This is a genomic window from Kineosporia rhizophila, assembly GCF_021277265.1.
Classification (GTDB): Bacteria; Actinomycetota; Actinomycetes; order Actinomycetales; family Kineosporiaceae; genus Kineosporia; species Kineosporia rhizophila.
In genome coordinates this window covers 90,081-100,797 of sequence record NZ_JAJSOH010000030.1, presented here as the reverse complement: position 1 = coordinate 100,797, position 10,717 = coordinate 90,081, and the positions used below count along the sequence as shown (strand labels likewise).

Below are 10,717 nucleotides of genomic sequence, written 5' to 3'. Positions count from 1 at the left end.
GCCTGCCCCTGCCCGCCACGCTGGTCTTCGAGCACCCGACGGTCAGCGACCTGGCCACCGCTGTGGCCACCGCCCTGGCCCTGTCACCGCAGCTCGGCGTGCACGCCATGGCCGCGGCCCAGGGACCGGCCCAGCGGGCGCAACAGGACCCGGTGGGTCAGCTGTACCTGAAGGCGATCGCCGCCGGGCAGACCGAGACCGCGCACGCCTTCGCACTCACCGGCGCCGACCTGCGTCCCAAGTTCCACAAGCCGGAAGAACTGCCGGCGCTGCCCCCGGTGGTGCGGATCTCGGCCGGCGACGGCGGGCCGCACCTGATCTGCGTGGTGCCGCCGGTGCCGCTGCCGCTCACCGGCCCGGACGTGTACCTGCGCTTCGCCGCCGAGTTCACCGGCACGCGCCGGGTCTCGGCGATCGCCGCGCCGGGCTTCGGCCCGGGAGAGGATCTGCCGGGCACCAACGAGGTCATGATCTCGGTGATGGCCGACGCGATCGTGGCGCACGTGGGCCAGGAACCCTTCGCCCTGGCCGGTTCCTCCTCCGGCGGGGTCCTGGCCTACGAGATCGCGCAGGAACTGGAACGACGCGGCACCCCGGCCGCCGGGGTGGCCCTGCTCGACACCTACCGGATGAACGACTCGACGATCAAACGCTGGGACACCGAGCTGTCCTCGCGCTCGTTCACCGGAATCGACACCGGCACCATCGGTTTCGAGGAGATCACCGCCTTCGCCTGGATCTGCAGCCGGCTCCTGATCGACTGGGGCCCGGGCGACCTGGACACCCCGGTGCTGCTGCTGCGGGCCACCGTTCCCCTGGCCGAGGGCGAGGAGGGGATGCAGTGGCAGACCGACCTGCCGCAGATGTCCGCCGTCGTCGACGTGCCCGGTGACCACTTCTCGATCCTGGAGAACGAGGACGTCCCGTTCGTCGCGCAGACCGTGCACCGCTGGCTCACCGACATCGAGCACCCCGCCGAAGGAGAATGAGACCCTCATGAGCGCCACCCTTTACGGACCGGACTCGGCGCAGACCCTGGGCGAGGTGGAACGCGACGCCACCGCGGTGGCCGCCCAACTGCAGGGCCTGGGCGTCACCCGGGGCACCCGGGTGCTCTACCGGGCGGAGAACTCACCCGCCTACGTCACTGTGCTCCTGGCCCTGATGCACGCCGGTGCCTCGATCGTGCTGGCCGATCACCTGGAGAACACCGACGGCACCGTCCGCATCTACCACCGGGCGGCCTGCCGGCTGCTGGTCACCGACGAGGGCGCCGTCCCCGAAGGTCTGCCCGTGGCCCGGATCGGTGACCTGGTCGCGGGCATCAGCCAGGACGACGAGGGCGACTTCGACCTGCAGCCCTGGGCGAAGATGCCCGACGGCCTGATCATGTGGTCGTCGGGCTCCACCGGCGAGCCCAAGGGGATCGTCAAGAGCGGCGGCAAGTTCCTCGAGAACCTGCTGCGCAACGCCGATCTGGTCGGGCACGTCGCCGACGACGTGCTGCTGCCGCTGCTGCCGTTCTCCCACCAGTACGGCCTGTCCATGGTGATGATCGCCTGGCTGCGGCGCTGTTCGCTGGTGGTGGCTCCGTACCGGCGGCTGGACGTGGTGCTGCGGATGGCCTCGCGTACCGGCGTCACCGTCATCGATGCCACCCCGCCCACCTACCGCAGCATCCGCAACATCGTGACCCGGCGCGCCGATCCGATGGCAGACCTGCGAACCGTACGGATGTTCTGCTCCGGCGCCGCACCGCTGGACCCGGCCCTTTCGGACAGCTACCGGGACTTCGCCGGGCACCCGCTGCTGGACAGCTACGGCAGCACCGAACTGGGCAACGTCTGCTTCGCCACCAGCCAGAACCCGGTGGGCACGGGCCAGGTGGTCCGCGGTCTGGGGGTGCGGATCGTCGACGACGCCGGAGCTTTCCTGTCGGCTGACGAGGTGGGGGAGATCGAGGTGCACTCACCCGACATGATGGAGGGCTTCCTGGCCGACGACGGGTCGGTGGACGTGGTGGAGCGCGGCTGGCAGAGCACCGGTGACCTGGGCTATCTGGACTCCGGCGGCAACCTGTTCGTGCTGGGCCGCAAGCTGGCGGTCAACCGGATGGGCTACACCATCTACCCGGAGATCCTGGAGAACAAGGTGGCCCGGGGCGGGTGCTCGGTCAAGGTCATCGCCGTGCCCGACCAGCGGCGGGGCGCCTCCCTGGTCTTCTACGTGGAGGACGAGCAGGGCCGCGACCGGCAGTACTGGCGGGAGCGGCTGAACGAGCTGCTGCCGCCCTACGAGCAGCCCAACCGGGTGGTGGTGCTGGACCGGCTGCCGCTGAACCACAACGGCAAGCCGGACCGCAAGCAGCTGACCGGTCTCGCAGAGGCCGAGATGGCCTCCCAGTAGGCGCGGTTCAGGAGTAGGGCAGGGTGACCGGGGCGATGTCGTCGTAGACGTCCCCCGGTCCCGGGTTGTCACGGTGGCTGCTGCCGCCCAGATGTCGCACCACGGCCCAGACCGCGTTCAGGCCGGTGGTGACGGCGCCCTCGGAGCAGCCGCTGAACCAGGAGACGTCGTCGCCGGCCAGGAACAGCCCGTTGCGGGCACTGCGGAACTGACCGAAGAGGCGGTGCTGGTAGCGGTAGTGGCCGGGCAGGTTGGCCCGGAAGGCGCCGAGGAAGTTCGGTTCGTCCTCCCAGGTGATGCCGACCGGCTCACCGATGATCCGGGCCCGGATCTCGACCTCGGGATGGATCCGGGCGATCCGGCGCAGCAGCAGGTCGGTGCGCTCGGCCAGGGACAGCGGCCCGAGCTTGAGCGAGTCGTCGTTCCACACGTACGACAGGCAGATGATGCCCGGGCAGTCCGGTCCGTCGTCCAGCAGATACATGCTGCGGGGGAGCCGGTCGGTGAGGGTCATGCCCAGACGCGGGCCCTGGGCGTCCTTCCAGAACGGCCGGTCGGTGGCGACGAAGACCTTGGAAGCGCCCATGTAATGCGTGCGTTCGATCGCCGTCCACACCTCGGTGGGCAGCAGCGACTCCTCCACGTCGATCCGCGTGGCCAGGAGCCGGACCTGGGGGGTGACGACCGCGGCCGGGTAGTCACGGTGCCCGTCCGCAGTGCTGATCCGCAGACCCTCGCCGCAGCGGGTGATGCTGGTGACCGCGGGGGCCGGCCCGTGCGGGTGCAGCGTGGCCAGTGAGGTTCCGGCGGGCCAGAAAATGCTGTCAGAAGCGTGCTTCCACAGGCCGTCGGGCAGGGACTGAGCGCCACCGACAATTCTCTGCTGGTCGTGTTCGGCGCCGGTCAGGACGACCCGCAGGATCTCCAGGATCGAGTTGGGGAAGTCGGTGTCCCAGCCGCCCGCCCCGAAGCCCACCTGGCCGAAGATCTCCCGGTGCCGGAACGAGGCGAAAGCCTTGGACCGGCTGATGAAACCGTAGAAGGACTGGTCGTCCAGCTCGGCCACCAGCCGGTTCCACACGGTCTTCAGAGCGGCCACGTCGCGGCCGCGCAGCGCGGCCTCGATCAGCTCCGGTTCGGCGCCGTCGGCGATCGTCCGCTGCCAGGCCTCGCCCACCTCCCGGTACACCGGGGGCAGGTCGTCGGCCGAACTTACCTGGTGGGTGCGGCCGTTCAGGTCGATGAACGTGGTCCCGGCGGCGGGACTGAGTGGATTGGGGAACGCCTCGGTGCGCAGGCCCAGCCGGTTCACATAGTGAAAGAGCGTGGTGGCGGCCGGGGCGAAGCGCATCGCGCCCAGGTCGGCCACGGTGTCAAGCCCGTCCGCGAAGCGCACCGAGCGCATCCGACCGCCCAGCCGTTCCGCCTCGTAGACCACCGGTTTCAGACCCAGGCGCATCAGCTCGTAGGCCGTGACCAGCCCGCAGATCCCACCGCCGACCACCGCGACCTCGGTGCCGTGCCGTTCGACCGGGAGCCGGCCGAGCCCGGAGGGATGTCTGAGCCAGTCGTCGTAGGCGAAGGGGAAGTCCGGACCGAACATCGTCAGCGGCGCCAGGCCGGCAGTCATTTCCGAGGCCCCTCATCAGCCGTGCCCGAAGAGATCTGGCCGGAAAGCCTAACCGCTGCCGTACCACTCACCCAGGTCGGCGGTTGAACAGTTTCCCTAGTCTGTCCCGAGGACGTCGTCGGCCGTGACCACCACCACACTGACGCCCTTGCGCAGGAAAGCTTTCTGGGCTTCGTCCCGTAGGTCACCGGGGGTCGTCACCCGCACGGCGTGGGCACCGAAGCCTGCCGCGACGGCGACCAGGTCGAACGCCGTGACCTCGGTGCCGGTGCGCGCAACACCGGCCCGGTCGAAGGAGTCACGGATCTCGCCGTACCCACGGTTGTCCCACACCACGAGCAGGAGTTGCCGTCCCGCGTCCACGGCGGTAGCCAGTTCCGGCAGGGTGAACAGCAGCCCGCCGTCGCCGCAGACAGCCAGCGTGGGCCGGCCGGGCGCTGCGATCCCGGCCCCCACGGCCATCGGAAGGGCCGGGCCCAGCGTGCCCAGGCCGTAGGGGGCCAGCCAGGTGGCCGAACGGGTTCTGGGCACGTACTGGTGCGCGGTGTAGGCGAGCTGGGTCGAGTCGAGGGTCGTGATCAGGTCCGGCGGGCACACCGACCACAGGGCGTCCAGCCAGGGCCTGTGCCGCCTGGAGTCGGAGGTCCACTCGATCCGGCTGCGGGCGCGCTCGGCCCGCTGTGCCCCCGCCCACCGGGGCTCGACGCCAACCGGTTCCGGCAGCACGCCCAGCAGGGCTGAGAGAAAGGTTCCTACGTCGGCGCACACGCCGATCCGCGGGCGGTGCGCCGACAACTGAGCCGGATCGACGTCCACCATCACCAGATCGCGGGCCGTCGGCAGGGGGATCCCGGTGTAGATGACGTCCGTCTCGGAGAACTCGGTCCCCAGCGCGAGCACCACATCCGCCTCGGTCACCAGGTCGCGGGCGCCCGAGAACGGCAGCAGGGTGCCCACCGCCAGAGGGTGCGACGCATCGATCACCCCTGACCCGTTCCCGGTGGTCAGAACGGGTGCGTCGAGGCGCTCGGCGAGTCGTTGCACCTCGGGTGCGGCGCTTCGGGAACCGCCTCCGGCGATGATCACCGGACGCTCGGCGCGGGCCACCAGAGCGCGGACCGCGTCGATCGAGGACGGCTCGAGGCTGGGTCGGTCTGCGGCGGGGGCCCTGGTCCAGGGGCCGGGGACCTGGGCGTCGAGGACGTCGATCGGGATGTGCAGGCAGGCCGGGCGGGGACGGCCGGTGGTCAGAACGCCCCAGGCCTCGGCCAGCAGTTCGGGAAAGGCCTCCGGGCTGCTGACCACCTTCGACCAGCCGATCGCCCCGGCGGCGGCAGCGGCCTGGTCGGGGATGTCGTGCAGCGTGCCCCGGGCCTTCCCGGCCAGGTCGCTGCGGGTGGAGGCGGCCAGGATCAGGATTGGTACGGAGTCGTGCCAGGCCTGTGCGGCCGGGGTGAGCAGGTTCAGCAGACCCGGCCCGGTGACCACTGCACAGACCCCCACCCGCCCACTGACTCGCGCATAGGCGTCCGCCATGAATCCACAGCCCTGCTCGTGTCGGGCCACGTGCGTGCGCAGTCCGGCCGAACCGAACCCCCGGTACAACTCCACCGTGTGCACCCCGGGGATGCCGAAGACGTCCTCGATGCCGTACTGGCTCAGCAGGTGGGCGGCAGCCTCGCCGAACCACATCACGCACTCCTCGTCCGACGCCGGTCTCACCCGGGGCCCGTCACCCGGGCGGGCGACGAGCGTAGCCGGGTACGTCAACGACCGGCAGGCAGCAGTTGAACACCCAAGTGCAGGCGAGTGATCCAGGTCACGGACGGCGCTTCTGGCGTTGATCAGGTTTTCGTGGGGTCGGCGGGCAGATCAGCGGCACGACCGAAGGCGCCCACCAACAACGGACGTTGGTGGGCGCCTTGGGGCAGGCCTTCGTTCAGGCCGTGGGGGTCGGGGGAGTTTCAGGGGGTGGCTGATGGCGGTTCCTCCAGGGCCTGGACGATCCGCACGATGCGGGCGGCGCGGCCGGCCGGTGTGGAAGCCGTGATCACGGCATGAATATGGCTGTACCGGTCAGCTTTGGACAGGGCGGCGAACCTGGTCTGCGCTGCAGGGGAGCCTGCAAGGGCCTGGCTGAGGTCGGGCGGTGTCTCAGCTCGGGCCTGTCCGGCATAGGCGCGGGCCCAACGGCCGTCTGTCTTGGCCCGGTCGATCTCGGCCGTACCCCGTGCTCGCATGCGCCCCTGCTTGATCAGGGCCTCGACCAGGCCGATGTTGCGCTGGGACCAGAGCGAGCCCGGCCTGCGGGGCGTAAAGTGCTGCTGGAAGGTGCGGTCGTCGATGGCGTTGCGTCGTCCGTCGATCCAGCCGCTGCACAGCGCCTCGAGCAGAGCCTCCGAATAGGTCAGGGACGTCGGGTCGGTGACACCCTTCTTGGCCAGCACCAGTTTCACGCCGTTGGACGAGGCCTCGTTCGCATCCAGCCAGGCCCGCCAGGCGGCCGTGTCGGGCACGGTCAGGCGATCGTCGGTGTGTTCGTCGTCCATGCGGACCAGGTTGTCAGGGCATGCGGTCAGCTGGTGACCTCTTTCGCCAACTTCGGACCCCGGCCGGTGAAAGCGGTGGTCCGGACGACCCCGAAGCAGTTCCGAACCAAACCGGGTCTCGCTGCATCTCATCTGGGGACAGCAACTACAAGCCGCCTGGCGGCCTGATCGACTCGAGGAAGTTCCGATGCGTAAGAACAAGCCGGCCGTCTCCGTCCCTGTTGCCGCCGCCCTGGGCCTTGCCCTGACTGCCGCGGTCATCGGCACGGCCGGTCCAGCCAACGCCGGCGCCTCCAGCCCCACCACCGACGTGAGCAGCGCGGCCCGGGCCAGCCACTTCCAGGAGGCACGTGCGCACTGGAAGGCCGGTGCTGAGGGCCCCAACGCGACCCGCTACGACGCGTTCAACGCTGCCCGCAAGGAGCTGGCGGCCGCCAAGGGGGACCACTACTGGCACGAAGAGGACAACCTGGTCGCGCTCACCAAGATCCCAGGTACCCAGGTGACGCCCAAGCAGCGGGCCACCGTGGTGCGCCTCACCAGAGAGCTCAACGGCTTCTTCCACACCCCGGGCCTGTACTCGATCAAGCCCGGCAACCCGTTGAAGATCGCCCGGGCCGACTGGATCAAGAGCCAGCAGGTCGCCTCGGCCGAGCAGAAGGTCTGGATCGCCGGCGCGATCGACGAGCTGCACTCCTACAAGAAGCGTTACGCCAAGCAGCGGAACCTGCTGAGCGAACTCCTGGAGATCCCGAACACCGGCACCACCGCCGAAGAGCGGGCGATCGCGCGTCGTAACAGCCGCGCCCTGAACGACTTCTTCGAGGTCTCCGCCTAGGGGAGTCCTGCCAGACACGCACCGGCATGAGCGACGTACAGACCTCAAGAGCAGGCTGTCCACCTGCCGATGTCTGAACAGGTCAGGCGTCCTTGGAGGTACCCATGCCGGTGAGCCCACGCGCGGTCTCTGCGCTCGTCGGCGGGTTCCTCCTGGTCGCCGTGTTCGTCCTGTTCTGGGTCCTCTGGCCGTCGAGGGCCTCCTCCGGGCCGCCCGACGACCGGGCCATCACGATGCCGTCCACGTTCATGGAGCTTGACGTCTCGCCCTACAACACCGGAGACGACCCCGAGAGCGTGGCGACGCTGCGGGAGGACGTGGGTGGGGCTCAGCTCGCGTTCGCCATGTACGGCAAAGCGGGCGGAACCACGGTCTCCGTCACGGCGACACGAACGGATCTCACCGGCAGGGTGGATCTTCGGATGCTCAACGACAATGGTCAGAGATACAGCAATTCCTACTGCAGCAGCAACCTTTCACTGCGCACGGCGGACCAGGGCCCAGATGGCGAAGGCTCTCCCTACCCCGGCGGGCTCATCTGCTGGCGTACCTCCGACCGGCTCAGCGTCTCGGCTTTCGCCCTGATCAAGCCCCCGGCCGAGGAGGAGCTGGCGCGGGCGGTGGACTTGTTCTGGGAGTCTCTGCGCTGAGCTGCGGCCCTGCGCAGAAAGTGCTGGTGAGGTTCACGGCCGGTCGGCGAAGAGGTCCGCGAGGCTGACGCCGGCGAGCGTGGTCAACTGCTGGTCGGCGGCGGACAGGTCGTGACCGATGGTCGTCGGACCCGGCACGGCGATGCACCGCACCCCTGCCGCCTGGGCCGCGGTCACGCCCGTCAGGGAGTCTTCGACCGCCACCGCCTGCCGAGCGTCGACGTGCAGCCGGGAGAGTGCGACCAGGTACAGGTCCGGAGCAGGTTTGCCGGCCCGGGCGTCTTCCCGGCACACCACCGCGGCCAGGCCCGGCAGGACGCCGGCCCGGTTCAGGTGGCCGAGGACCCAGTCGCGACTCGCGCCGGAGGCTACGGCCACCGGCACTCTGGCGGCACTCGCCTCGGCCAGCAGTTCCCGCACGCCGGGCAGGACCGGCAGTTCGGCGCTCGCCGCGCGCAGACGCCGCCGCACGTTGGTGGCGAACGCCAGGGGATCGACGGTGCCCGCGCCCAGCAGAGCCGCCACCCGCTGCGGGGTCAGGGACGGTACCCCGACGGCGGCGGCGAACGCGGCCTCGTCGAAGATCAGCCCCGTCTCGGCGCATTCGGCGCGCCAGGCGGCAATCACGGCGGACTCGGTGTCCATGATGACGCCGTCGAAATCGAGAATAACGGCCCGTTTTCCCATGATTCGTAATATAAATGGCTGAGGGGTGAGCCGTGTGCCATGGGGGGACACACATGGTGCGCAGTTCGCCGGTTCGTCGGATCAAGGAGGATGGATGGACATCGGCCTGGTTGGTTTGGGACGGATGGGCGGCGGTCTGGCGCAGCACTGGCTGCGAGCCGGACACCGCGTGGTGGGGTACGACCTGAGCTCGGCGACGGTCGATGTGCTCGCGGCGGAGGGGCTGGAGGCCGCCGTCGATCTTCCGGACCTGCTGGCCCGTCTCGGTTCCGGACCGCGGCTGGTCTGGATGATGCTTCCCGCCGGTGAGCCTACCCGGGCAGTGTCACAGGCACTGGAAGGTGCCCTGGCGCCTGGTGACATCCTCATCGACGGAGGGAACACCAACTTCCACGAGACGGTCGACAGGGCGGCCAGGTGCGCCGAACGCGGCTTGCGCTTCCTTGATGTCGGGACGTCTTCGGGTCTGCTCGGCAAGGACCTGGGCTACTGCCTGATGGTGGGCGGGGACAGGATGCTCGCCGAGGAACTGATGCCGGTGCTGCAGCAGGCAGCACCGGACGGAGGCTGTAAGTACGTGGGCGGCTCCGGGGCCGGCCACTACGTGAAGATGGTTCACAACGGCATCGAGTACGGGCTGTTGGAAGCCTACGCCGAAGGATTCGAGATTCTGCGGGCCAGCGACTACGACCTGGACCTGGCGCAGATCGCGGAGCTGTGGCGGCACAACAGCCTGGTCACCTCCCGGCTGCTGGACCTGCTCAGCGCCAAGCTCAGCGCCGACCCGCACCTGTCGAAGTTCGGTGACTACGTGGAAGATCTGGGCACCGGCCGCTGGACGGTGCTGGAGGCGATCGCCCGTGACGTACCGGCGCCGGCGATCACTGCTGCCCTGCTCACCCGCATCCGGTCCCGGCAGGAAACCTCTTTCGGTGGTCAGGTGCTCTCGGCCCTGCGCGAGGAGTTCGGAGGGCATGTCGTCAATCGCCCTGGTGGGCCGCTGAACTGAGTCCGGCTGTGCGACGGGGGGCGCGGCTGCGGGCCGGCGACCGGGTGGCCGTGGTCGCGACCAGCGGCCCGGTCTCGCCCGAGCAACTTGCCGGCGGTTGCGCCCGGCTGAGCTCAGCCGGACTGAAAGTTGTCCTGGGCCAGCATGTGCTGGCCCGGGACGGCCTGTACGCCGGCAGTGATGAGCAGCGTGCGGCGGACCTGACCGAGGCCTGGTGCGACGACGGGGTAGGCGCAGTGCTGTGCGCTCGTGGCGGTTACGGGGCGCTACGCCTGCTGGATCACCTGGATCCGGCGGTTTTCGCTGCCGCGCAACCGAAGCCGTTGATCGGCTACAGCGATGTCACGGTGCTGCACCGTTGGCTCGCCCGGCACGCGGACGTCGCCACTCTCTACGGGCCGATGGTGGCCGGTCAGGCGCTGGCCACCGACACGCACGGCGCTGAGTGGGGAGATCACCTGATCCGGACGCTGATGAGCCCGGAACAGACGGTGCGGCTGCACAGCCCCGCAGCGCGCGTCCTGGTGCCCGGGCAGGCCGTCGGACCGGTGATCGGAGGCAACCTCAACCTGCTGGCAGCGCTGCTGGGCAGCCCCGAGGCCGGGTCGGCCCGCGGTTGCATCGTTGTGCTGGAGGACATCAACAAGGAACCGCACCGTCTCGACCGTCTGCTGACCCAGCTCCTGCGGGCCGGGTGGTTCGACGCAGCGGCCGGCGTGGTGGTGGGGGAGTGGGTCAACTGCGGGCCGGATCCCGACGCGATCCTGCTCGAACGGCTCGGCCCTCTGGGAGTGCCCATCCTGTCCGGCTTCGACGTCGGGCACGGTCCGCGACAGCTCACCGTGCCGCTGGGCCCCTCGGCCGTACTCGACACCGCCGACCGCTCACTTCACTACTCCCAGCCTGCGCTGGGCTGAAGCCGTAGCAACGACTATCGGCTCGCGCACC

10 protein-coding genes are annotated in these 10,717 nt (G+C 69.6%); 6 read left to right on the top strand and 4 right to left on the bottom strand.

Translation table 11 applies throughout. From position 1 onward, the window contains the following. Both LWF15_RS30080 and LWF15_RS30075 read left to right on the top strand, forming a co-directional pair. Positions 1-989 (top strand): thioesterase domain-containing protein (locus tag LWF15_RS30080; protein WP_232814355.1); only part of this gene is annotated, 989 nt, incomplete at its 5' end. A gap of 7 nt (positions 990-996) precedes the next feature. Further along, on the top strand, positions 997-2,406 hold the full coding sequence (locus LWF15_RS30075; protein WP_232814354.1) for a class I adenylate-forming enzyme family protein: 1,410 nt from the start codon (positions 997-999) through the stop codon (positions 2,404-2,406). Positions 2,407-2,413: 7 nt separating this feature from the next. Here the strand turns inward: LWF15_RS30075 and LWF15_RS30070 are convergent, their stop codons facing one another. The 3 genes from LWF15_RS30070 to LWF15_RS30060 all read right to left on the bottom strand — a co-directional run bounded on the left by LWF15_RS30070 (position 2,414) and on the right by LWF15_RS30060 (position 6,585). Further along, positions 2,414-4,036: a flavin monoamine oxidase family protein gene (locus LWF15_RS30070; protein ID WP_232814353.1), complete on the bottom strand. Its 1,623-nt coding sequence runs from the start codon at positions 4,034-4,036 to the stop codon at positions 2,414-2,416. Between the two features lie 96 nt (positions 4,037-4,132). Next, positions 4,133-5,758: a 5-guanidino-2-oxopentanoate decarboxylase gene (locus LWF15_RS30065; RefSeq protein WP_232814352.1), complete on the bottom strand. Its 1,626-nt coding sequence runs from the start codon at positions 5,756-5,758 to the stop codon at positions 4,133-4,135. A gap of 242 nt (positions 5,759-6,000) precedes the next feature. Then, positions 6,001-6,585: a YdeI/OmpD-associated family protein gene (locus LWF15_RS30060; protein WP_232814351.1), complete on the bottom strand. Its 585-nt coding sequence runs from the start codon at positions 6,583-6,585 to the stop codon at positions 6,001-6,003. Positions 6,586-6,772: 187 nt separating this feature from the next. On the opposite strand from LWF15_RS30060, the gene LWF15_RS30055 reads away from it, so the two are divergent. Together LWF15_RS30055 and LWF15_RS30050 are read left to right on the top strand one after the other, a co-directional pair. Further along, positions 6,773-7,423 (top strand): hypothetical protein, encoded by a 651-nt coding sequence (locus tag LWF15_RS30055; protein WP_232814350.1) that lies wholly within the window; start codon positions 6,773-6,775, stop codon positions 7,421-7,423. Positions 7,424-7,527: 104 nt separating this feature from the next. Continuing rightward, positions 7,528-8,073, top strand: a complete 546-nt coding sequence (locus LWF15_RS30050; RefSeq protein WP_232814349.1) for a hypothetical protein — start codon at positions 7,528-7,530, stop codon at positions 8,071-8,073. Positions 8,074-8,106: 33 nt separating this feature from the next. Here the strand turns inward: LWF15_RS30050 and LWF15_RS30045 are convergent, their stop codons facing one another. Then, complete coding sequence (locus LWF15_RS30045) at positions 8,107-8,760, bottom strand: HAD family hydrolase (protein ID WP_232814348.1); 654 nt, start codon at positions 8,758-8,760, stop codon at positions 8,107-8,109. Between the two features lie 94 nt (positions 8,761-8,854). Here LWF15_RS30045 and gnd point away from each other — a divergent pair, with 94 nt between their 5' ends. Both gnd and LWF15_RS30035 read left to right on the top strand, forming a co-directional pair. Then, the gene (gnd, locus tag LWF15_RS30040; protein WP_232814347.1) at positions 8,855-9,769 is read left to right on the top strand and encodes a phosphogluconate dehydrogenase (NAD(+)-dependent, decarboxylating); all 915 of its coding nucleotides are present in this window, start codon (positions 8,855-8,857) and stop codon (positions 9,767-9,769) included. A gap of 8 nt (positions 9,770-9,777) precedes the next feature. Then, on the top strand, positions 9,778-10,686 hold the full coding sequence (locus LWF15_RS30035) for a S66 peptidase family protein (RefSeq protein WP_232814346.1): 909 nt from the start codon (positions 9,778-9,780) through the stop codon (positions 10,684-10,686). Positions 10,687-10,717 lie beyond the last annotated feature (31 nt).